Source organism: Geopseudomonas aromaticivorans (assembly GCF_019097855.1).
Lineage (GTDB): Bacteria > Pseudomonadota > Gammaproteobacteria > Pseudomonadales > Pseudomonadaceae > Geopseudomonas > Geopseudomonas aromaticivorans.
Map to the genome: position 1 here is coordinate 206,535 of NZ_JAHRGL010000062.1, position 20,968 is coordinate 227,502.

The following is a 20,968-nucleotide window of genomic DNA, read 5'->3' on the forward strand; positions in this document are numbered from 1 at the left end:
ATGGCCACCCCGACCCCGTTCCGGCGACCGACACGATGTCTGCATCCGCTTTTTTCTGCCTGCTCGACCACGAGGGCGTCCTCGCCGTTCACGGCCAGGACGCCGCCAAGTTCCTCCAGGGCCAGCTGACCTGCAACCTCCACTACCTCAACGCCGAGACCAGCAGCCTCGGCGCCCGCTGCACGCCCAAGGGGCGCATGGTTTCCAGTTTCCGCATCCTGCCGCTGGCCGACGGCTTCGCCCTGGCCATGGCCCGCGAGTTGGTGGAGGCGCAGCTGGCCGACCTGAAGAAGTACGCGGTGTTCTTCAAGGCCCAGCTGGCCGACGAGAGTGCAGCCTGGGTGCGCTTCGGCCTCAGCGAGGGCGACGGCGCCCTGCTCGCCCTCGGCCTCGACCTGCCGCAGGAGGCCGAGCGCGTGGCCCGCACCGGTGAGCTGCTGGCGGTCCGCCTGGGCGATGGTCGCGCCGAGCTGTGGGCACCGGCCAGCGAGGCGACCAGCCTGCGCCAGCGTCTCGCCGCGCAGCTGCGCGAGGCGCCCCTGAACGACTGGCTGCTGGCCCAGGTCCGCGCCGGCGTCGGCCAGGTGTTCGGCACCACCCGCGAACTGTTCATTCCACAGATGCTCAACCTGCAGGCCCTCGGCGGCGTCAGCTTCAAGAAGGGCTGCTACACCGGCCAGGAAATCGTTGCCCGCATGCAGTACCTCGGCCGCCTCAAGCGCCGCCTGTATCGCCTGCAGCTGGAGGGTGGCGAACTGCCGGCCGCCGGCAGCGAACTGTTCTCGCCGGTGCACGGCAGCTCGGTCGGCGAAGTGGCGCTGGCCGCCCGCGGCGCCAACGGCATCGAGCTGCTGGCTGTGCTGCAGGACAACGCGGTCGAGGACGGCCGCCTGCATCTGGGCAGTCTCGAAGGCCCGGCCCTGCAGCTGCTCGAGCTGCCCTACGTGCTCGACAGCGACCGCGAAATCCAGCGCTGAACCAGCGCCACGCCAGCCGGGCCGTCAGCTGCGGGCGGTCCGACCCACGGCCGCACTCACAGCGCGGGCAACGCCCAATCCACCGGCACCAGGCCGTGCTGCTCGAGGAACTTGTTGGTCCGACCGAAATGGCCGTTGCCGATGAAGCCGCGATGGGCCGACAGCGGCGAGGGATGCGGCGAACGCAGGATCAGGTGCTTGGTCGGGTCGATCAGGCGCTCCTTGCTCTGCGCATGCGCGCCCCACAGCAGGAACACCAGGTGCGGTCGCTCCCGACTGACCACCTCGATCACCTTGTCGGTGAACGGCTGCCAGCCGGCGCTGGCGTGGGAGCCCGCCTTGCCCTGCTCGACGGTCAGCGAGGTGTTGAGCAGCAGCACGCCCTGCTCGGCCCAGTGCTGCAGACAGCCGTGGTTCGGCGGGTCGATGTTCAGGTCGCGCTTGAGCTCCTTGAAGATGTTCTGCAGCGACGGCGGCACCGGCACCCCCGGCTGTACCGAGAAGCACAGGCCGTGGGCCTGACCGGGGCCGTGATAGGGGTCCTGGCCGATGATCACCACCTTCACCCGTTCCAGCGGCGTCGAGTTCAGCGCATTGAAGATCAGTCCGCCGGGCGGAAAGATTTCCTTGCCGGCGGCCTTCTCGGCGCGCAGGAACTCGCCCAGCGCCTGCATGTAGGGCTTGTCGAACTCCTCGCCCAGAACGGCTTTCCAGCCCGGTTCGAGTTTGATGCGATCCTGTGCGGCGCTCATGCCAAACCTCTGCGTGCAAACGAAAGCGGCACGCTAGAGAAGCCCTCCCGGCAAGTCAAGGCGCGACCTTCGGCGTGGGTCGCAGGCGCCGCGGACGACGACCGAAGTCGCAGCCCGGCCACCGTAAAAGCGCATGGGCCGCCCCTGCGCACCTGCGTACAACGATGCCCTCCCCCCTCACTAAGGAAAGGTGTCCATGCGCCGACTCGTCTGCCTCAGCCTGCTGCTGCTCGGCTTCAGCGTTCACGCGGCCCCCAGCGGCGATCCCCTGCGGATCGGCCTCAACTATCCACGCACCGGCAACGACAAGGCCGAGGGGCTCGAGCAGATCCGCGGCGCCCTGCTGGCCATCGAGCAGATCAACGCCCAGGGCGGCGTGCTCGGTCGCCCACTGCAGCTGGAAACCGCCAACAGCGCCTCGCGCGTGGATACCGCGCAACGCAACGTCGATCGCCTGCAGGCCCGCGGAGTCGCCATGCTGTTCGGCGGCGCCACCAGCGAGGAGGTCATCGCGGCGAGCCAGCACGCCCGCCAGTACGGCCTGCTGTACTTCGCCACCCAGGCCTACGCCAACGAGGTCACCGGCCAGTCCGGCCATCGCTACCTGTTTCGCGAATGCACCAGTGCACGGATGAGCGCCCGCGTACTCGGCGAATACCTCGCCATCCACCAGCCACGCCGACGCTACTTCCACATCACTCGCGACGACGCTTGGGGGCGCAGCATGGAAAGCGCCCTGCGCGAAAGCACCGGCACCCAGGACAAGGCGCGTCACGGCCACCGCAGCCTGGCGGCCAACGGCGCACGCCTGCAGGATCTGAACAACGTGCTGGAAGCGGCCAGCAAGAGCGACGCCGAGATGCTGGTGCTCAACCTGCTCGGCAGCGACCTGGTCCAGGCCATGCACGTGGTCAATCAGCTCGGCCTCAACCGCCGTATGCAGATCATCGTGCCGCACCTGACCAAGCCGCTGGTGCAGCAGGCCGGCCCGGCGCTGATGGAAGGCGTGATCGGTACGGAAACCTGGATCTGGAGGGCCGCCGAGCTAGAGAGCAGCGCGGCCGGTCAGGACTTCGTCAAGCAGTTCATCGCCCAGCACGGGGAATACCCCGACAGCAGCGCGGCCTCGACCTACGCCATCGTCCGCCAGTGGGCGGATGCCGTGGCACGCGCCGGCAGCAGCAGCAGCGAGGCGGTGATCCGCGCGCTCGAAGGCCACCGTTACCAGCTGCTCAAGGGGCCACAGGAGTGGCGCGCCTTCGACCATCAGAACGTGCAGGACATCTATGCGGTGCGCGTCCGTGCGCGCGGCGAAATCATGAAGGATGCGTTGAAACAGGACTATTTCGAGATCATCCACCGCATGAATGGCACGCAAGCGGCCATAGCCCAGGAGGACTGGCAGCAGGAGCGCGATAGCCTGACCCTCGAATAACCCTCGACTTCGTCACAAAAAGCCGCGAATCCACACCTTGCCGGCCTGCCGCACGCGCCATCGGCACGCCCGTTCGGCGCCGCGGCACAGCAGCCCCAGCGAAGGCGTGACGCACAGCACAAAAAAACATCCTACCGCGATAGACGAATAGCTAATCCCCGCCGCCTGCTCCGCCGCGTACAAGACGCTTGGGCAAACATAACAACTACCAGGAGGCCCCATGAAGCGCACTCTTACTGCACTGGCCCTGTGGGCCGGATTTTGCACGACTGCCAGTGCAGTGGATCCGATCACCCTCGGCCTGAACTATCCCCGGACCGGCAGCTACAAGGAAGAAGGGCTGGCGCAGATGCGCGGCGCCCTGCTCGCCATCGACGAACTGAATGCCAAGGGCGGCGTACTCGGCCGCCCAGTACGCATCATCAGCCGCGATACCGCCTCGCGGCCGGACAAGGCCGTGAACAACGTCGACCGCCTGGTCGAGGACGGTGCGGTGATGCTGTTCGGCGGCGCCTCCAGCGCCGTGGCCATCGCGGCCAGCAAGCGCGCCAAGGAGCGCGGCGTGCTGTACTTCGGCACCCTCACCTACTCCAACGACACCACCGGCAAGAACGGCCACCGCTACATGTTCCGCGAGTCCAACAACGCGTGGATGAGCGCCCGGGTCCTCGGCCAGTACCTGGCCAAGACCCTGCCGAACAAGAACTACTTCTACGTCACCGCCGACTACACCTGGGGCAACACCAGCGAAAGCTCGCTGCGCCAGAACACTGGCAGCACCGACACCAGCAAGCATCCGGGTCTCAAGGTGCCCTTCCCCGGCGCACGTCTGGAGGACTATCGCAACGCGCTGACCCAGGCGGCCAGCAGCAATGCCGATGTGCTCGCCCTGGTGCTGTTCGGCGACGACCTGGTGCGCGCCATGCGCATCGCCGAAGACCTCGGCCTGACCAAGCGCATGCAGATTGTCGCCCCCAACCTGACCCAGAGCATGGTCGAGCAGGGCGGTCCCGGCCTGATGCAGGGCGTGATCGGCACCGAACCCTGGACCTGGCGCGTACCGGAACTGGAGAAGTCCGAGCCCGGCATCGCCTTCGTCAAGAACTACGCGGAGCGCTACCAGCTCTACCCCTCCAGCTCGGCCGCCTCGGCCTACAGCATCGTGCACCAGTGGGCCGACGCCGCCACCCGTGCGCGCAGCCTGGAGAGCGAAAACCTGATCAAGGCCCTCGAAGGGCACAAGTATCAGCTGCTCAAGGGCCCGCAGGAATGGCGCGCCTTTGACCACCAGAACGTGCAAACCGTGTATGCCGTGAAGGTTCGCCAGCGCGACGACATCATGCATGACCGCACCAAGCAGGACTACTTCGAGATCGTCGGCCGCATGGACGGCGCCCAGGCAGCCCCGAGCCTGGACGAGTGGAAGCAGGAACGCACCGCCGCCGGCCAACCGCCGCAACTGCAGTAACGCCCTCGCCCGGCCATCACAGCCTCGCATGGCTGCGATGGCCGGCGCATTCCCGCGCCGGGACTGGACAACTCCCGATCAGCACAGCTAAAAGAAGCTCAGCCCTTGCAGTTGCAAGTCGGACTGAGTATCCGCCCGCAGGATGGCCCAGCGGCCGGAAGCCCCGGCCCCGCCTGGCAGCCCCTGCCTAAAGCCGAGGACCGTCATGAGCAACGCCGTCGAACCCTACAAATCTGCCCCCTTCGATCTGACCCACAAGCTGACCGTGGAAAAACACGGCCATACCGCGCTGGTCACCATCAACAACCCGCCCGCCAACACCTGGGACCGCGACTCGCTGATCGGCCTGCGCCAGCTCATCGAGCATCTCAACCGCGACGATGACATCTACGCCCTGGTGATCAGCGGCCAGGGCAGCAAGTTCTTCAGCGCCGGTGCCGACCTCAAGCTGTTCGCCGACGGCGACAAGGCCCGCGCCCGCAGCATGGCACGCCTGTTCGGCGAAGCCTTCGAGGCACTGCGCGACTTCCGTGGCGTGAGCATCGCCGCGATCAACGGCTACGCCATGGGCGGTGGCCTCGAGTGCGCCCTGGCCTGCGATATCCGCATCGCCGAACGCGAGGCGCAACTGGCCCTGCCGGAAGCCGGCGTCGGCCTGCTGCCCTGCGCTGGCGGCACCCAGCACCTGCCCTGGTTGATCGGCGAAGGCTGGGCCAAGCGCATGATCCTCTGCGGCGAACGGGTCGACGCGGAAACCGCACTGCGCATCGGCCTGGTCGAGCAGGTAGTGGACAGCGGCGAGGCGCGCGGCCATGCCCTGCTGCTGGCCGCCCGGGTCGGCCGGCAGAGTCCGGTGGCGGTGCGCGCGATCAAGCCGCTGATCCAGGGCGCGCGCCAGCGCGGCCCGAGCAGCTGGCTGGCCGAGGAGCGCGAGCGCTTCGTCGACCTGTTCGACGCCGACGACACCCGCGAAGGCGTCAGCGCCTTTCTGGAAAAGCGCGACCCGCACTGGCGCAACCGCTGACCCACGCGAAGGCGCAGGAGAAGACGCGATGAATGTGCTGTTCGAAGAACGCCCGAGCCGCCACGGCTACCGCATCGGCATCGCGACCCTCGATGCGGAACAGAGCCTCAATGCGGTGTCCCTGCCGATGATCGAGGCGCTGGACCACCGCCTGCATGCCTGGCAGGACGATCCCGAGATCGCCTGCGTGGTGCTGCGCGCCAGCGGCAGCAAGGCCTTCAGTGCCGGCGGCGACGTGCGCCAACTGGCCGAGGCGTGCCGCGCCCATCCCGGCGAAGTGCCGCCGCTGGCCCGGCGCTTCTTCGCCGACGAATACCGCCTGTACCAGCGCCTGCACCACTACCGCAAACCGCTGCTGTGCTGGGCCCATGGCTACGTCATGGGCGGCGGCCTGGGCCTGATGCAGAGCGCCAGCCTGCGCATCGTCACGCCCTCGAGCCGGCTGGCCATGCCGGAGATCGGCATCGGCCTGTACCCCGACGTCGGCGCCAGCTGGTTTCTCAACCGCCTGCCCGGCAAGCTCGGCCTGTTCGTCGGCCTCAGCGCCTGCCAGCTCAATGCCCGCGATGCCCTCGACCTCGACCTGGCCGACCGCTTCCTGCTCGACAGCCAGCAGGACGCCCTGCTGCACGGCCTGGTGCAGATCAACTGGACGGAACAGGCCGATAGCCAGCTGCACAGTCTGCTGCAGGCGCTGGAGGACGAAGCCCTGCCCCAGCGCCCCAGCGCCCAGCTGCTGCCCCGGCGCGAACGGATCGACCGCCTGCTGGACGTGGCCGACCTGCCGGCAGCCTGGCAGGCGCTCAGTACGCTCAAGGACGACAGCGATCCCCTGCTGGCCCGCGCCGCCGCCACCCTCGATACCGCCTGCCCGCTGACCGCCCACCTGATCTGGGAGCAGTTGCGCCGGGCGCCCTACCTCGCGCTGGCCGACGTATTCCGCATGGAGTACACGATGAGCCTGAACTGCTGCCGCCACCCCGAGTTCGCCGAAGGCGTGCGCGCCCGCCTGATCGACAAGGACAATCAGCCGCGCTGGCACTGGCCGGAGGTGACCCGCATTCCCGCCGCGGCGATCGCGGCCCACTTCAGCCCGACCTGGGAAGGGGAGCATCCGCTGGCGGATCTCAGCGACCGTTGAGCATCCCCGACGCCGAAAAGCACCACGGGGCGCCATAGCGCCCCGTGGTCGAAAGCCTGAGGCCCTGCGGCCCCGGCACAATCGCGATCAGTCATCATCGTCGTCATGATGGCGACGGCCATCGCGGCGGCCATCCCAGTCATCGCCGCGCCGGCCCTCCCACCGATCACTGCGATGGTCGCGATGGTCGCGCCCCTCCCAATGCCGGTGGTGGCGCTCGCCGTCATCCCAATGACCACGACCACTCCGGTACGCGGAGTCATAGTCATCGTCGTAGACCACACATCCCGACAGCCCGAGCACCACTCCCAACAGCAATACGGCAAGACCACGCATGATCGGCTCCTCGACCCTCATTCACCTGCTTAGTGAGATTCGCGAAGGCACCTGGAAGTTCAGCGGCCGAGCAACATGGACGCTATAAATGCGTGGTCATGGAAAAACGAACGGGGCGCCATGCGCCCCGTTGCTTGCTCAGCAGTTGCCTTTCTTGGCCTGGCCCGGCGGGCAGAAGTGACCACCTCCATGACCACCACCGTCGCCACCGATATCGACATGCACGTCGTCACCCACATCGGCACTCACCCCGGGCACACGCACGCTGCAACCGGCCAGCACGAACACCAGACCCAACATCAACACGGAGAATGCGCGCATATAAGCACCTGCAAATTCAGTGGTTGGTCAAACAATAAGACCGTTATTATCGGCAATAGGTTCATCGGGCTGTGGTGTGACGACAGAGCCACTTTGCCGAACGGATCGCCAAACCGAGAGGCTTGCCCCCCACTTTCCGCTTCTGCACACGAGCTCCCCTCATGCGCCTGGACCGCTTCCTCAGCAAACGTCCCGAATTCAGCCGCCAGGATGTCCGCCTCCTGCTGCTGGAGGGGCGTGTGCGGGTCGACGGCCAGGCCGTCAGCGATGGCCTCTGCGAAGTCAGCGCATTCAGCCGAATCGAACTGGACGGGCAGGTGCTGCAGCAGGGCTACCCGGCACGCTACTTGATGGTGCACAAGCCGACTGGCTGCGTCAGCGCCACCCACGATCCACAGCACGACACGGTGCTCGACCTGCTGCCGGCCGCCGAGCGCGAGGGCCTGCACATCGCCGGCCGCCTCGACGGCAACACCACCGGCCTGCTCCTGCTGACCAACGACGGCCAGTGGTCGCGGCGTCTTACCCTGCCGGGCAGCAAACTGCCCAAGATCTACCAGGTGGAAACCGCGGAGCCGATCGGGCCCGAATACGTCGAGACCTTCGCCCGCGGCATCTACTTCGCCTTCGAGGACCTCACCACCCTGCCCGCCCGGCTGGAGATTCTCGGCAGCCATAGCGCCCGCCTCACCTTGGTCGAGGGTCGCTACCATCAGGTCAAGCGCATGTTCGGCCACTTCCGTAACCGGGTCACTCGCCTGCATCGCGAAAGCATCGGCCCGATCCGCCTCGACCAGGCCCTGCAACCGGGGCAGTATCGTCCGCTGACCGCCGAAGAAATCGCCTGTTGCTGAGCCCATCCGCTGATTAATGCCCCTTAATGCCCCTTCGGCATAAAACGGGCTTCACCCCAGACGCATCTTCTGGTAAAAAGACGGCCTGCCAAGCGGGCGTCGTATAATGGTAATACCCTAGCTTCCCAAGCTAGAGCCGTGGGTTCGATTCCCATCGCCCGCTCCAGTCACCATCCCACATGCTCAGGCATGTAGCGGAAACCCAGAGAAACCGGCCCCTGCAGCCGGTTTTTTTGTGTCCGCACGTTCCCTCCTGCCCCCGTATATCCGCTGCCTAGCTACCCCCTCCCGGCAAGGCTGAGCCGCTTCAAGCGGTCCCGCCACTCCCTGCTCATGCCGTGGACGGCCAGCAGCGCCTGGCCACCCCGCGCAAGACAGGTAGCCGATTCTTGGCCTAGCCTTGTTCTTGACTCCCAGTAACCCGGCTTTCTGAGCCAGCCCCTGCCCTCGACGAGGACGCTCTGCCATGCAGCCCGAGCCACCAACGCCCGACAGCGCGCCCAGCTCGCGCGCCACCTCCGCCTGGCTGCGCTGGCTGCCGGGCCTGCTGATGCTCAGACAATATCGCTCCGAGTGGTTGCCCAAGGACCTGGCCGCCGGGCTGGTGCTGACCTCCATGCTGGTGCCGGTCGGCATCGCCTACGCCGAGGCGTCCGGGGTGCCAGGCATCTATGGCCTGTATGCCACCATCATTCCGCTGCTGGCCTACGCGCTGTTCGGCCCCAGCCGCATCCTGGTGCTCGGCCCCGACTCGTCGCTGGCCGCGCCGATCCTCGCCGTGGTGCTGCCGCTGTCCGGCGGCGACCCGATGCGCGCCATCACCCTGGCCAGCATGATGGCGGTGGTCTCCGGCGTGGTGTGCATCGTCATCGGCCTGCTGCGCCTGGGCTTCATCACCGAACTGCTGTCCAAGCCGATCCGCTACGGCTACATGAACGGCATCGCCCTGGTCGTGCTGATCGCCCAGGCTCCCAAGCTGTTCGGCATCTCCATCGACAGCGAAGGCCCCCTGCTCGACCTCTGGCACCTGGCCGAGGCCATCGCCGCCGGCCAGGCCAACTGGTACAGCTTTGCCGTCGGCGGCGGCAGCCTGGCGCTGATCCTGCTGCTCAAGCCGTTCAAGCAGCTGCCCGGCATCCTCATCGTGGTGATCCTCGCCACCGTCGCGGTCGGCCTCCTCGACCTCGACGGTTACGGCGTCAAGGTGCTGGGCGACCTGCCCCAGGGGCTGCCCAGCTTCGTCCTGCCCTGGCTCAGCGGCGTGGACATCGCCACCGTGGTGCTCGGCGGCTGCGCGGTGGCCATCGTCTCCTTCGCCGACACCAGCGTGCTGTCGCGCACCTACGCCGCGCGTACGCAGACCCAGGTCGACCCCAACCAGGAAATGGTCGGCTTGGGCGCCGCCAACCTCGCCGCCGGGCTGTTCCAGGGCTTCCCGATCAGTAGCAGCTCCTCGCGCACCCCGGTGGCCGAGGCGGCCGGCTCGCAGACCCAGCTGACCGGGGTGGTCGGCGCCCTCGCGGTGGCGGCGCTGCTGCTGGTCGCCCCGCAACTGATGCGCTACCTGCCCAACAGCGCGCTGGCCGCGGTGGTGATCGCCGCAGTGCTCGGCCTGTTCGAGTTCGCCGACCTCAAGCGCATCTTCCGCATCCAGCGCTGGGAGTTCTGGCTGTCGATGGCCTGCTTCGCTGGCGTCGCCGTGTTCGGCGCCATCCCCGGCATCTGCCTGGCCGTGGGGATCGCCGTGCTCGAGTACCTGTGGGACGGCTGGCGCCCACACTTCGCCATTCTCGGCCGGGTCAACGGCATCCGCGGCTATCACGACGTCAAGCGCTATCCGGACGCCCGCCGCGTGCCCGGTCTGGTGCTGTTCCGCTGGGATGCGCCGCTGTTCTTCGCCAATGCCGAGCTGTTCCGCGAGTGCCTGATGGAGGCCATCGAGGAGTCACCCACGACGGTAAGGCGGGTGGTGGTGACCGCCGAGCCGGTCACCAGCATCGACGTCACCTCCGCCGACATGCTCGCCGAGCTGTGTCAGACGCTGCGCGAGCGCGGCATCGAGCTGCATTTCGCGGAGATGAAGGACCCGGTCAAGGACAAGTTCAAGCGCTTCGGACTGCTGGAAGTGTTCGGCGCCAACATCTTCCAGCCCACCGTGGGCGCCGCGGTGGACGACTACCTTGCCGATCACGGGGTGGACTGGACGCCCTGAGCCCGACATTCGCCTGCGCTCAGCTGGAAAAAACGGTTTGTCACCGGCACCAAGGTCGCCGCCTGAGCTTTCTACACTGAATCAACAGCATCCACGCAAGGAGTTCCCGATGGCCAAGATCAAACTCGGCGTCCATTCCGAAGCCGGCAAGCTGCACAAGGTGATGGTCTGCTCGCCGGGCCTCGCGCACCTGCGCCTGACCCCGAACAACTGCGACGAACTGCTGTTCGACGACGTACTCTGGGTGTCCCAGGCCAAGCGCGACCACTTCGACTTCGCCACCAAGATGCAGGACCGTGGCGTCGAAGTGGTGGAGATGCACAACCTGCTGGCCGAAACCGTGCAGAACCCGGCAGCGCTGCAGTGGATCCTCGACCGCAAGCTGTCGGCCAACCAGGTCGGCGTCGGCTACGGCGAGGAAATGCGCAGCTGGCTGGAAGGGCTAGAAGCCCGTCAGCTGGCCGACTTCCTGATCGGCGGCGTAGCGGCTGCCGACCTGCTCAAGGGCCTCGGCGATAGCCGCGAGCTGAAGATGCTGGTCGACTTCCTCGGCCACACCAGCTTCATCCTGCCGCCGCTGCCGAACACCCAGTTCACTCGCGATACCACCTGCTGGATCTACGGCGGGGTGACCCTCAATCCGATGTACTGGCCCGCACGCCGCCAGGAAACCCTGCTGACCACGGCGATCTACAAATTCCACCCGGACTTCGCCAACGCCGAGTTCGACATCTGGTGGGGCAATCCGGACGAGGACCACGGCGCCGCCACGCTGGAAGGCGGCGACGTGATGCCGGTGGGCAACGGCGTGGTGCTGATCGGCATGGGCGAGCGTACCTCGCGCCAGGCCATCGGCCAGGTAGCCAAGGCCCTGTTCGCCAAGGGCGCCGCCCAGCGCGTGGTGGTCGCCGGCATGCCCAGGTCGCGTGCCGCCATGCACCTGGACACCGTGTTCACCTTCTGCGACCGCGACCTGGTCACCGTCTTTCCGGAAGTGGTCAACCAGATCGTGCCGTTCAGCCTCCGCCCCGACGACAGCAAGCCGGGCGGTCTGGACATCCGTCGCGAGGACCAGCACTTCATCCAGGTGGTGGCCGAGGCGCTCAACCTGAAGCAGCTGCGTGTGGTCGAGACCGGTGGCGACGCCTACGAGGTCGAGCGCGAGCAGTGGGACGACGGCAACAACGTGGTCTGCCTGTCCCCCGGAGTGGTGGTCGGTTACGACCGCAACACCTATACCAACACCCTGCTGCGCAAGGCCGGTGTGGAGGTGGTCACCATCAGCGCCAGCGAATTGGGCCGCGGCCGCGGCGGCGGCCACTGCATGACCTGCCCGATCATCCGCGACCCGCTCGACTACTGATTCGCCAGCGCGGCGGCCCCGCCCGGCCGCCGCGCTGGCCACAGCCCAGGCAGCCCCGATTCCCCGAGAGGTAGTCCGTCATGGCGTTCAACATGCACAACCGCAACCTGCTCAGCCTGATGCACCACAGCACCCGCGAACTGCGTTACCTCCTCGACCTGTCGCGCGACCTCAAGCGCGCCAAGTACACCGGCACCGAACAGCAGCACCTCGGCCGCAAGAACATCGCGCTGATCTTCGAGAAGACCTCCACCCGCACCCGCTGCGCCTTCGAGGTGGCCGCCTACGACCAGGGCGCCAGCGTCACCTACATCGATCCGGGCTCCTCGCAGATCGGCCACAAGGAAAGCATGAAGGACACCGCCCGGGTGCTCGGGCGCATGTACGACGCCATCGAGTATCGCGGCTTCAGTCAGGAGATCGTCGAGGATCTGGCCAAGTACGCCGGCGTGCCGGTGTTCAACGGCCTGACCGACGAATATCACCCGACCCAGATGCTCGCCGACGTGCTGACCATGCGCGAGCACAGCGACAAGCCGCTGCACGAGATCAGCTACGCCTACCTGGGCGACGCGCGCAACAACATGGGCAACTCGCTGCTGCTGATCGGCGCCAAGCTCGGCATGGACGTGCGCATCGCCGCGCCCAAGGCGCTGTGGCCGAGCGACGAGCACGTCGCCGCCTGCCGGAAGTTCGCCGAGGAGAGCGGCGCCCGCCTGCTGCTCACCGAGGACGCCCAGGCCGCGGTCAAGGGCGTGGACTTCGTCCACACCGACGTCTGGGTGTCGATGGGCGAGCCGGTGGAAGCCTGGGGCGAGCGCATCCAGCAGCTGCTGCCCTACCAGGTCAACACGGAACTGATGAAGGCCACCGGCAATCCGCGGGTCAAGTTCATGCACTGTCTGCCGGCCTTCCACAACAGCGAGACCAAGGTCGGCCAGCAGATCGCCGCGCAATATCCGCACCTGGCCAACGGCATCGAGGTGACCGAGGACGTCTTCGAGTCACCCTGGTGCATCGCCTTCGACCAGGCGGAAAACCGTATGCACACCATCAAGGCGATCCTGGTCGCAACCCTGGCGGACGTGTGAAAGGAGAACCCGCATGCGACTAGTCATCGCCTTGGGCGGCAACGCCCTGCTGCGCCGTGGCGAAGCCATGACCGCGGAGAACCAGCGCGACAACGTGCGCATCGCCTGCCAGCAGATCGCCAAGGTGGCCGCCGGCAACCAGCTGGTGATCGCCCACGGCAACGGCCCGCAGGTCGGCCTGCTGGCGCTGCAGGGCGCGGCCTACGATGCCGCCAACCCCTACCCGCTGGACGTGCTCGGCGCCGAAACCGAAGGCATGATCGGCTACATGATCGAACAGGAGCTGGGCAACCTGCTGCCGGTCGAGCTGCCCTTCGCCACCATCCTCACCCAGGTCGAGGTGGATGGCGCCGATCCGGCCTTCCACAAGCCGACCAAGCCGATCGGCCCGGTCTACCCGAAGGAAGAAGCCGAGCGCCTGGCCCGGGACAAAGGCTGGAGCATCGCCCCGGATGGCAACCAGTTCCGCCGCGTGGTGCCCAGCCCGCGACCGCAGCGCATCATCGAGATCCGCCCGATCCAGTGGCTACTGGAAAAGGGCGCGGTGGTGATCTGCGCCGGCGGCGGCGGCATCCCGACCCTGTACCGGGACGGCAAGCTGCTCGGTGTGGAAGCGGTGATCGACAAGGACCTCTGCTCGGCCCTGCTGGCCGAACAGCTGGCAAGCGACCTGCTGGTGATCGCCACCGACGTCGACGCAGCCTACCTCGACTGGGGCAAGCCGACGCAGCGAGCCATCGCCCAAGCGCACCCGGACGAGCTGGAGCGCTTGGGCTTCGCCGCCGGCTCCATGGGCCCGAAGGTGCAGGCCGCCTGCGAGTTCGCCCGCCACACCGGCAAGGTGGCGGTGATCGGCTCGCTGCGGGATATCGAGGCGATCGTCCAGGGCAGCGCCGGTACCCGCGTCAGCACGGAGCGAGCAGGCCTGACTCTCCGCTGAACATCACGCTTGACCGCCAAGGCCCGTCGGCATGGCCGCGGCCTTTGGAAACGCTGAAAGCCACTTCCCGTCGCTCCCGCGAAGGCGGGAGTCCAGGTGCTACGGGCCTTCTGGATGATTCCCCTTCGGGCCAGCGCAAGCGCTGTTCAGCGATGAAGCCGCTGTCCCGCTTACGCGGGAATGACGATTACTTCAGCGTTTCCCTTGGCCTGATCTGCCGGCCAACGCCTGTGCCGTGATGGCAGCGGAGCATCAAAAGCGCTCCTCGACCATCCTGAACGGATACGGCGCGGCCTTGTAGCTGCCAATCTTGGCGCGTTTGGGCAGCTTGACCTTCTCCTGCTTGGTGATGTCCTCGTAGGGTATGTGCTGCAGCAGGTGGCTGATGATATTCAGGCGCACCCGCCGCTTTTCCTCGGAGTTCGCCACGTACCAGGGAGCCCAGGGGGTGTCGCTGGCCGCGAACATTTCGTCGCGGGCACGGGTGTACTCGTCCCAGCGGGTGAAGGATTTCAGGTCCATGGGCGACAGCTTCCAGATCTTGCGGCCATCGTCGATGCGGTCCTCCAGGCGCCGCTGCTGCTCCTCGGCACTCACCTCGAGCCAGTACTTGATCAGGATGATCCCGGACTCGACCATCATCTTCTCGAACAGCGGCACTACGTTGAGGAAGCGCTTGGTCTGCTCCTCGGTGCAGAAACCCATCACCCGCTCGACACCGGCGCGGTTGTACCAGCTGCGGTCGAAGATCACCACTTCGCCGGCCGCCGGCATGTGGGCGAGGTAGCGCTGCCCATACATCTGGGTCTTTTCCCGGTCACTGGGCGCCGGCAGCGCCACCACGCGGAACACCCGCGGGCTGACCCGCTCGGTGATCGCCTTGATCGTGCCGCCCTTGCCCGCGCCATCGCGGCCCTCGAAGACCACGCACACCTTCAGGCCCTTGGCCACCACCCACTCCTGCAGCTTGACCAGCTCGACGTGCAGCTGCTTCAGCGCCTGTTCGTAGTCCTTGCGACCCAGCCGTTCCTTCTCGGCCGAAAGCTCAGCCGCCTGTTTCTTCTTCTGCTTGGCCATGCGCCAACCTCCATCGATTCATGAACACGCCAGCTACACTCAGACTGTCTGCAATTTCACCTATTGGGAGTGTAGTAATGTTCGAGCCCGGCCACGTGCACATGACCAATCCGGTGGGCAGCTTCGGCCTGCCGCCCTACAACATCGATGGCTATTACGAAGTGCGCACTGGCGGCAAGGACGGGCCGTTCGTGCACTTCCGGATGGTTGGCCAGATCGACGGCAAGCCTTTCGAGGAAGAGTTCGATATGTCCCACGACACCGTGTTCAACTTCGCCAGTGTGATGGGCAAGCTCGCGGTCAAGCATGGGATGCCGCCCAACAACAGCCCGGTCATGCGCAACCACAAGGATTACGACGCGGTGTTCGAGGACATCCGCGCCAAACTCAAGGTGGCCGTCGGCGGGCCGCTGAGCGCCCATGACCCCAACCGGGATGCCTGACCGCGCCGGGCCCTGAACCTGCGGCTGACAGATCCATCCCCGGCCCCTCGCTGCCGACCGGCGAGACGCAGAGCCATTTTCAGCGCAGCTCGTAGGCCTCGGCCACGCTGGGCGGGCCCAAGAGCCCGCCCGGTGCGGGCTCGTCCGTGGCGCCCCTAGACTTCGGCGACCATCGCCGCGGGCGCGAAACTGTCGGCCTGCGCCATCTGCCACATGCGCGCATAGAACTCGCTCTCGATCGGCGCGCGGAGCAGCGCGCCCGGCTCGAGGAACACGTGCAGCTGGGAAAACAGCTTGATTTCCGTGGTGGAGATCCGCCGCACCAGATGCCTGGGCTCCAGCTGGGCCGGATGTTCGAGGCCGGCGGCGGCGAGCATTTCGGCCAGCGCCTTGAGCGTGCTGCGGTGGAAGTTGTGCACCCGCTCGGCCTTGTCCGGCACCACCAGCGCGCGCTGGCGCAGCGGGTCCTGGGTCGCCACGCCCGTCGGGCACTTGTTGGTATGGCAGCTCTGCGACTGGATGCAGCCGATGGCGAACATGAAGCCGCGCGCCGAGTTGGCCCAGTCGGCGCCGATGGCCAGTACGCTGGCGATGTCGAAGGCGCTGACGATCTTGCCGCTGGCACCGAGGCGAATCTTGTCGCGCAGGTTCAGGCCGACCAGGGTGTTGTGCACGAACAGCAGGCCCTCGCGCATCGGCACGCCGATATGGTCGGTGAATTCGCGCGGCGCCGCACCGGTGCCGCCCTCCTTGCCGTCGACGACGATGAAGTCGGGCAGGATGCCCGTCTCCAGCATGGCCTTGGCGATGGCCATGAACTCCCACGGATGACCGAGGCAGAACTTGAAGCCGACCGGCTTGCCGGCGGACAGCTCGCGCAGGCGGGCGATGAACTGCAGCAGCTCGATCGGCGTGGCGAACTCGCGGTGGCGCGCCGGCGACACACAGTCCTCGCCCTGGGCGACGCCGCGGGTGGCGGCGATTTCCGGGGTGACCTTGTGCCGGGGCAGGATGCCGCCGTGGCCGGGCTTGGCGCCCTGGCTGAGCTTGATCTCGATCATCTTCACCTGCGGATCGCTGGCTTGCAGGGCGAAGCGCTGCGGATCGAAGCGGCCGTCCGCCGTGCGGCAGCCGAAGTAGCCGCTGCCCAGCTCCCAGATCAGGTCACCGCGGTGCTCGCGGTGATACGGGCTGATGCTGCCCTCGCCGGTGTCGTGGGCGAAGCCACCGAGCGCGGCGCCCTGGTTCAGTGCGCGGATGGCGTTGGCGCTCAGTGCGCCGAAGCTCATCGCCGAGATGTTGAAGATCGATGCCGAGTAGGGTTGCCGGCACTGCGGCCCGCCGACCGTGACGCGAAAGCCCGCCGGATCGACAGGCTCGGCCGGCAGCATGGAGTGGCCGATGAACTCGAAGCCGGGCTGGTAGACGTCGCTGAGCGTGCCGAAGGCCTTTTCCGCACTCTCGCTCTTCGCCCGCGCATAGACCAGCGAGCGCTGCGTGCGGGAGAACGGCAGCTGCTCGTCATCGCCTTCCAGCAGGTACTGGCGCACTTCCGGACGGATGAACTCCACCAGGTAGCGGATATTGCCGAGCACCGGATAGTTGCGCCGCACCGCATGCTGCGTCTGGCGCAGATCGTTGATCCCCACCAGGCTGAGCACGCCGCTGATCAGGGTCAGTGGCCACAACCCCGGCTCGCTGGTCAGAAACGGCAGGCTGCCTAGGGTGAACACCACGCAGCCGACGAAACAGGCATAACGACTCAGCAACGACACACTCATCCGCACTTCCTCTTCATTTGGCTTCTTTCGCGGTTATCGGCGCTTCCCGCAGATCATTGTCGAACAGCGTTTGCAGGTCGTCGTAGTAGGCATGGGCAGTCTTGAGGCTGGCATCCTTGTCGCTGGCGACCTCGTACAAGGCACTCAGCATCCGCTCGTCATGCCGGCGGAAGCGCTGGATGCGCAGCTCCGCCTGCTCCTCGCTCAACCCCAATCCCAACAGGACCCGCCGGCCCATCTCTAGGCTGGCGTGGAACGTCTCGCGCACCGGCCCGGCCTGGATATCGAGCAGCGCGTGCAGTTGCTGCCAGTCACGGGCGCGGGTGATGACCTTCATGTGCGGATAGCGATGGCGGATCAGCCGGGCGGTGTCAAGGTTGGCCTGCGCGTCATCCGTGGCGATGATGAAGAACTCCGCCTGCTCGGCCCTGGCCGCATGGAGGAGCTCCAGATGCAGGGGATTGCCGTAATAGATCGGCAGATTGCTGATATTGCGGGTCAGCTCGACGGCCTCGACCGAGGTATCGAAGGCCACGAAGGGCACGCGCTGCGCATGCAGGATGCGCGCGACGATACGTCCGACCCGCCCCATGCCCATGATCACCACGCGCGCCTCATGGGCGTCGACCGTCTCCGCCGGCGCCCTGGCGGCCTCCGGCGCAGCGGGCTTGATCAGCCGCGACAGCAGCAGGAGCACCAGCGGCGTCAGGGCCATCGACAGGGTGATGGTCAGCACCAGCAGGTCATGCACCCGCGCGCTGAACAGCTCATGGTCACCGGCGATCTTGAACACCACGAAAGCGAATTCGCCGCCGGAGGCGAGCATCACCCCCAGACGCAGGGCCTCCAGCGGCTTCAGGTGCCCGGGGAACAGGCCGACCAGACTGGCCAGCAGCAGCTTGACCAGCAGCAGCAGCACCGTCAGGCCCAGCACCACCCAGAACGACTCCAGCAGCAGCCCCAGGTTGGCGCTCATGCCCACGCTGAGGAAGAACAGCCCCAGCAACATGCCCTTGAACGGCTCGATCTTGGCTTCGATGGCGTGCCGGTATTCCGAGTCGGCCAGCAGCACGCCGGCGATGAATGCCCCCAGCGCCATGGACATGCCGACCCACTCCATCAGCAGGGCACTGCCCATCACCACCAGCAGCGCCAGCGCCGTGAAGATGTCCTGCAGCCCGGACTTGGCGACGAAGCGCAACACCGGGCGCAGCAGGTAGCGCCCGCCGACGATCAGACCCGCCACGCAGCCAACCACCTTGAGCAGTTCGACGACACTGTCGCCGTGACTCATCTCCGGCCGGCTGACGCCACTGAGCAGGGGCACCAGGGCCATCAGCGGAATGGCCGCGATGTCCTGGAACAGCAGGATGGAGAACGCCAGCCGGCCATGCGGGCTGTGCAGCTCATGGCGCTCGGCCAGCAACTGCAGCGCGAAGGCCGTCGAGGACAGCGCCAATCCCAGGCCCAGAATCACCGCGCTGTTCCAGCGCTGATCGAACAGATACATCGCTATCGCGCCGATGCCCGCCCCGCAAAGCAATACCTGGGCCAGCCCCGCGCCGAACACTGCGCGGCGCATCAGCCACAGCCGCTTGGGCGACAACTCCAGGCCGATGATGAACATCAGCATCACCACGCCCAGCTCGGAGATCTGGGCAACACTGGCGGGATGGGCGATCAGCCCCAGCACGCTGGGACCGATCAACACCCCGCCCACCAGATAGCCCAGGACGGCGCCCAGCTGCAGGCGCTTGGCCAGTGGGACCAGCACCACCATGGTGAGAAGACAGACAACACTGGCCTGCAACAGGCCCGCCCCATGTTCCACTACGCAACTCCTCATGCCCGCTTCGCCGCCCGACAGCGGCGAAGACCGAAACCTACGAAAGCCATCGTGACGCGCGGTTCGAGCTGGCGCACCGCGACATCCGCGTCATAGACCTGAAAATCCCCAAGGATATCCGATGCTTGCGTGACCAATACGACAAAGCATGCCGCGGCAGCGCGTGGGCGCTTGGGCCGGGCGCTGCTAAGATCAGGTTTTTCTTCCGCAAGAGGATTGCCGCCATGTTCCGCCTCACGACCCTGCTCGCCGGCCTAGTGCTGAGCCTCAATGCCTTCGCCCTGTCGATTGCCGACCTGAGCCAGAGCGACGCCAGCGGCGGCCTCAAGGACGCCCTCAGCCAGGGCGCGAAGATTGCCGTGCAGCAACTGGGCAAGCCCGGCGGTTTCAGCAACGATCCGGACCTGCGCATCGGCCTGCCGGGCAACCTCGGCAAGGTCGCCAGCACCATGAAGATGATGGGCATGGGCGCCCAGGTCGAACAGCTGGAAGCGACCATGAACCAGGCCGCCGAAGCCGCCGTGCCGCAGGCCCAGGCCCTGCTGCTGGACGCGGTGAAAAAGATGACCATCGCCGATGCCAAGGGCATCCTCAGCGGCCCGCAGGACGCCGCCACCCAGTACCTCAACCGCACCAGCCGTGAGCAGATCCGCGCCAAGTTCCTGCCCATCGTCAAGCAGGCCACCGACCAGGTCGGCCTGGCCCAGCAATACAACGCCTTCGCCGGCAAGGCCGCCAGCTTCGGCGTGATCGACGCCAAGAGCGCCAACCTCGAAGGCTATGTGGCCGAGCAGGCGCTCGACGGCCTGTTCGAGGTGATCGCCGAGCAGGAAGCCAGCATCCGCGAGAACCCGGCCGGTGCCGCCACCAGTCTGGCCAAGAAGGTGTTCGGCACGCTGTAACAAGCCCTGTCGCGGGGACCGACAGGCGGCGCCGCTCTTCACGTTTTATTCACACGCCGCCCTGCACTATCGACCCAGCTGAAGGATCAGCACCCCAGACAAGAAGCCCGCTCCGTGCGGGCTTCTTGCTATTCGGACGGTGCAAAAAACCACGAGGAAATAGTCCATGAGCCCCGCTGAAAAAGCGTCGCGCAAGAAGTCGGCAACCGGCTCTTTCTGCGCGTGGGATGGCGATACGCTGGTACTCAACATTCTCGGTACCCCCAACGCCAAACAGGATGCCATCGGCAAACCCAAAGGCCATCAGCTACGCATCAGTGCCGCCGCCGCACCCGTTGCGGGCCGGGCTACCGATCATATGGTTCGCTTTTTGGCGAAGGAATTTGGCGTCACCAGCAATGACATTGAAGTTGTATTCGGCAGATACGACATCAACAAACAGATGCGCATCAAATCGCCCAAGAGTCTGCCAGCGGTAATTAGCAAGCACCTATCCAAACAAGAATAAATAATTAAAAACCCGACCTAGCGAAAGCCGCCACAATGATCATGCCGCCCAAGCAATAACCACCAAAACCAAGCCATATTTTTCGAAATAGCGTGCAATCACAATTATTGCTATAATTAAAAAATATTTAATGCCAGCACAGCAAATCATGAATATTGCAGCAACCAAACTGGATGAGCCCAAGAAAACCTGTGCAACCTGCCAGGCCTGCTGTTGCCGCCTAGAGGTCATGCTGATCACGGACACCGGCGTCCCGGAACGCTATATCGATATCGATGCGTGGGGCGGCGAGGTCATGGCCCGCCTGGACGATGGCTGGTGTGCCGCGCTCGACCGCGAAACCTTGCTGTGCACCATCTATGAAAATCGCCCGCTTATTTGCCGGGAGTTTGAAGCCGGCGAATACGAGTGCCTTAGCGAACGAAAAAAATATTTGAACGAGTAACGTTTTACTTCTCGGACAAATACGGAAAACTTTCCGAGTTCGTCTGGATCAG

At 66.0% G+C, this 20,968-nt stretch carries 20 protein-coding genes and 1 tRNA gene; 15 read left to right on the forward strand and 6 right to left on the reverse strand.

Annotated elements, in window-relative coordinates:
• Positions 1–35 precede the first annotated feature (35 nt).
• Positions 36–977 (forward strand): CAF17-like 4Fe-4S cluster assembly/insertion protein YgfZ, encoded by a 942-nt coding sequence (gene ygfZ, locus KRX52_RS18260; RefSeq protein WP_217683155.1) that lies wholly within the window; start codon positions 36–38, stop codon positions 975–977.
• A gap of 56 nt (positions 978–1,033) precedes the next feature.
• Here ygfZ and ung read toward each other — a convergent pair whose 3' ends face one another.
• The gene (ung, locus tag KRX52_RS18265; RefSeq protein ID WP_217683156.1) at positions 1,034–1,729 is read right to left on the reverse strand and encodes a uracil-DNA glycosylase; all 696 of its coding nucleotides are present in this window, start codon (positions 1,727–1,729) and stop codon (positions 1,034–1,036) included.
• 196 nt (positions 1,730–1,925) lie between these two features.
• Here ung and KRX52_RS18270 point away from each other — a divergent pair, with 196 nt between their 5' ends.
• From KRX52_RS18270 to dspII, 4 genes are all read left to right on the forward strand, one after another.
• A complete protein-coding gene (locus KRX52_RS18270; RefSeq protein WP_217683157.1) occupies positions 1,926–3,164 on the forward strand; it encodes an ABC transporter substrate-binding protein in 1,239 nt (412 codons plus the stop codon).
• 220 nt (positions 3,165–3,384) lie between these two features.
• On the forward strand, positions 3,385–4,632 hold the full coding sequence (locus KRX52_RS18275) for an ABC transporter substrate-binding protein (RefSeq protein ID WP_217683158.1): 1,248 nt from the start codon (positions 3,385–3,387) through the stop codon (positions 4,630–4,632).
• A 205-nt stretch (positions 4,633–4,837) separates the two neighbouring features.
• Complete coding sequence (locus KRX52_RS18280; RefSeq protein WP_217683159.1) at positions 4,838–5,656, forward strand: enoyl-CoA hydratase; 819 nt, start codon at positions 4,838–4,840, stop codon at positions 5,654–5,656.
• Positions 5,657–5,684: 28 nt separating this feature from the next.
• A complete protein-coding gene (gene dspII, locus KRX52_RS18285) occupies positions 5,685–6,797 on the forward strand; it encodes an enoyl-CoA hydratase/isomerase DspII (RefSeq protein ID WP_217683160.1) in 1,113 nt (370 codons plus the stop codon).
• A gap of 87 nt (positions 6,798–6,884) precedes the next feature.
• Here dspII and KRX52_RS18290 read toward each other — a convergent pair whose 3' ends face one another.
• Both KRX52_RS18290 and KRX52_RS18295 read right to left on the reverse strand, forming a co-directional pair.
• Positions 6,885–7,133: a hypothetical protein gene (locus KRX52_RS18290; protein ID WP_217683161.1), complete on the reverse strand. Its 249-nt coding sequence runs from the start codon at positions 7,131–7,133 to the stop codon at positions 6,885–6,887.
• A 138-nt stretch (positions 7,134–7,271) separates the two neighbouring features.
• Positions 7,272–7,454 carry a hypothetical protein gene (locus KRX52_RS18295; RefSeq protein ID WP_217683162.1) on the reverse strand — a complete coding sequence of 61 codons (183 nt, stop codon included), beginning with the start codon at positions 7,452–7,454 and terminating at the stop codon, positions 7,272–7,274.
• A gap of 161 nt (positions 7,455–7,615) precedes the next feature.
• On the opposite strand from KRX52_RS18295, the gene KRX52_RS18300 reads away from it, so the two are divergent.
• From KRX52_RS18300 to arcC, 6 genes are all read left to right on the forward strand, one after another.
• On the forward strand, positions 7,616–8,308 hold the full coding sequence (locus KRX52_RS18300; RefSeq protein WP_217683163.1) for a pseudouridine synthase: 693 nt from the start codon (positions 7,616–7,618) through the stop codon (positions 8,306–8,308).
• A 92-nt stretch (positions 8,309–8,400) separates the two neighbouring features.
• Positions 8,401–8,474, forward strand: a tRNA-Gly gene (locus KRX52_RS18305).
• Positions 8,475–8,774: 300 nt separating this feature from the next.
• Entirely contained in the window at positions 8,775–10,520 is a 1,746-nt protein-coding gene (locus KRX52_RS18310; protein ID WP_217683164.1) for a SulP family inorganic anion transporter, read from the forward strand.
• 109 nt (positions 10,521–10,629) lie between these two features.
• Positions 10,630–11,883 (forward strand): arginine deiminase, encoded by a 1,254-nt coding sequence (gene arcA, locus KRX52_RS18315; protein WP_217683165.1) that lies wholly within the window; start codon positions 10,630–10,632, stop codon positions 11,881–11,883.
• Between the two features lie 80 nt (positions 11,884–11,963).
• A complete protein-coding gene (locus tag KRX52_RS18320) occupies positions 11,964–12,974 on the forward strand; it encodes an ornithine carbamoyltransferase (RefSeq protein ID WP_217683166.1) in 1,011 nt (336 codons plus the stop codon).
• Positions 12,975–12,987: 13 nt separating this feature from the next.
• Complete coding sequence (gene arcC, locus KRX52_RS18325; protein ID WP_217683167.1) at positions 12,988–13,914, forward strand: carbamate kinase; 927 nt, start codon at positions 12,988–12,990, stop codon at positions 13,912–13,914.
• A 252-nt stretch (positions 13,915–14,166) separates the two neighbouring features.
• Here arcC and ppk2 read toward each other — a convergent pair whose 3' ends face one another.
• The gene (gene ppk2 / locus KRX52_RS18330) at positions 14,167–14,991 is read right to left on the reverse strand and encodes a polyphosphate kinase 2 (RefSeq protein WP_217683168.1); all 825 of its coding nucleotides are present in this window, start codon (positions 14,989–14,991) and stop codon (positions 14,167–14,169) included.
• 77 nt (positions 14,992–15,068) lie between these two features.
• Here ppk2 and KRX52_RS18335 point away from each other — a divergent pair, with 77 nt between their 5' ends.
• The gene (locus KRX52_RS18335) at positions 15,069–15,434 is read left to right on the forward strand and encodes a DUF5064 family protein (RefSeq protein ID WP_217683169.1); all 366 of its coding nucleotides are present in this window, start codon (positions 15,069–15,071) and stop codon (positions 15,432–15,434) included.
• A 155-nt stretch (positions 15,435–15,589) separates the two neighbouring features.
• Here KRX52_RS18335 and KRX52_RS18340 read toward each other — a convergent pair whose 3' ends face one another.
• Both KRX52_RS18340 and KRX52_RS18345 read right to left on the reverse strand, forming a co-directional pair.
• Entirely contained in the window at positions 15,590–17,215 is a 1,626-nt protein-coding gene (locus KRX52_RS18340; RefSeq protein WP_217683170.1) for an FMN-binding glutamate synthase family protein, read from the reverse strand.
• A gap of 13 nt (positions 17,216–17,228) precedes the next feature.
• Positions 17,229–19,046, reverse strand: a complete 1,818-nt coding sequence (locus KRX52_RS18345) for a monovalent cation:proton antiporter-2 (CPA2) family protein (protein ID WP_217683171.1) — start codon at positions 19,044–19,046, stop codon at positions 17,229–17,231.
• 239 nt (positions 19,047–19,285) lie between these two features.
• Between KRX52_RS18345 and KRX52_RS18350 the strand changes: the two genes are divergently transcribed.
• From KRX52_RS18350 to KRX52_RS18360, 3 genes are all read left to right on the forward strand, one after another.
• Positions 19,286–19,963 carry a DUF4197 domain-containing protein gene (locus KRX52_RS18350; protein ID WP_217683172.1) on the forward strand — a complete coding sequence of 226 codons (678 nt, stop codon included), beginning with the start codon at positions 19,286–19,288 and terminating at the stop codon, positions 19,961–19,963.
• Between the two features lie 166 nt (positions 19,964–20,129).
• Positions 20,130–20,471, forward strand: a complete 342-nt coding sequence (locus KRX52_RS18355) for a DUF167 domain-containing protein (protein ID WP_217683173.1) — start codon at positions 20,130–20,132, stop codon at positions 20,469–20,471.
• 148 nt (positions 20,472–20,619) lie between these two features.
• Complete coding sequence (locus KRX52_RS18360) at positions 20,620–20,916, forward strand: YkgJ family cysteine cluster protein (protein WP_217683174.1); 297 nt, start codon at positions 20,620–20,622, stop codon at positions 20,914–20,916.
• Positions 20,917–20,968: the final 52 nt, after the last annotated feature.

Excerpts from the sequence above, each read along its gene's own strand:
- dspII (WP_217683160.1), top strand. The coding sequence starts at position 5,685 with ATGAATGTGCTGTTCGAAGAACGCCCGAGCCGCCACGGCTACCGCATC.
- arcC (WP_217683167.1), top strand. The coding sequence starts at position 12,988 with ATGCGACTAGTCATCGCCTTGGGCGGCAACGCCCTGCTGCGCCGTGGC.
- KRX52_RS18355 (WP_217683173.1), top strand. The coding sequence starts at position 20,130 with ATGAGCCCCGCTGAAAAAGCGTCGCGCAAGAAGTCGGCAACCGGCTCT.
- KRX52_RS18270 (WP_217683157.1), top strand. The coding sequence starts at position 1,926 with ATGCGCCGACTCGTCTGCCTCAGCCTGCTGCTGCTCGGCTTCAGCGTT.
- KRX52_RS18275 (WP_217683158.1), top strand. The coding sequence starts at position 3,385 with ATGAAGCGCACTCTTACTGCACTGGCCCTGTGGGCCGGATTTTGCACG.
- KRX52_RS18350 (WP_217683172.1), top strand. The coding sequence starts at position 19,286 with ATGTTCCGCCTCACGACCCTGCTCGCCGGCCTAGTGCTGAGCCTCAAT.
- KRX52_RS18300 (WP_217683163.1), top strand. The coding sequence starts at position 7,616 with ATGCGCCTGGACCGCTTCCTCAGCAAACGTCCCGAATTCAGCCGCCAG.
- ppk2 (WP_217683168.1), bottom strand. The coding sequence starts at position 14,991 with ATGGCCAAGCAGAAGAAGAAACAGGCGGCTGAGCTTTCGGCCGAGAAG.
- ygfZ (WP_217683155.1), top strand. The coding sequence starts at position 36 with ATGTCTGCATCCGCTTTTTTCTGCCTGCTCGACCACGAGGGCGTCCTC.
- arcA (WP_217683165.1), top strand. The coding sequence starts at position 10,630 with ATGGCCAAGATCAAACTCGGCGTCCATTCCGAAGCCGGCAAGCTGCAC.
- KRX52_RS18340 (WP_217683170.1), bottom strand. The coding sequence starts at position 17,215 with ATGAGTGTGTCGTTGCTGAGTCGTTATGCCTGTTTCGTCGGCTGCGTG.
- KRX52_RS18360 (WP_217683174.1), top strand. The coding sequence starts at position 20,620 with ATGAATATTGCAGCAACCAAACTGGATGAGCCCAAGAAAACCTGTGCA.
- KRX52_RS18295 (WP_217683162.1), bottom strand. The coding sequence starts at position 7,454 with ATGCGCGCATTCTCCGTGTTGATGTTGGGTCTGGTGTTCGTGCTGGCC.
- KRX52_RS18280 (WP_217683159.1), top strand. The coding sequence starts at position 4,838 with ATGAGCAACGCCGTCGAACCCTACAAATCTGCCCCCTTCGATCTGACC.
- ung (WP_217683156.1), bottom strand. The coding sequence starts at position 1,729 with ATGAGCGCCGCACAGGATCGCATCAAACTCGAACCGGGCTGGAAAGCC.
- KRX52_RS18310 (WP_217683164.1), top strand. The coding sequence starts at position 8,775 with ATGCAGCCCGAGCCACCAACGCCCGACAGCGCGCCCAGCTCGCGCGCC.
- KRX52_RS18290 (WP_217683161.1), bottom strand. The coding sequence starts at position 7,133 with ATGCGTGGTCTTGCCGTATTGCTGTTGGGAGTGGTGCTCGGGCTGTCG.
- KRX52_RS18320 (WP_217683166.1), top strand. The coding sequence starts at position 11,964 with ATGGCGTTCAACATGCACAACCGCAACCTGCTCAGCCTGATGCACCAC.
- KRX52_RS18335 (WP_217683169.1), top strand. The coding sequence starts at position 15,069 with ATGTTCGAGCCCGGCCACGTGCACATGACCAATCCGGTGGGCAGCTTC.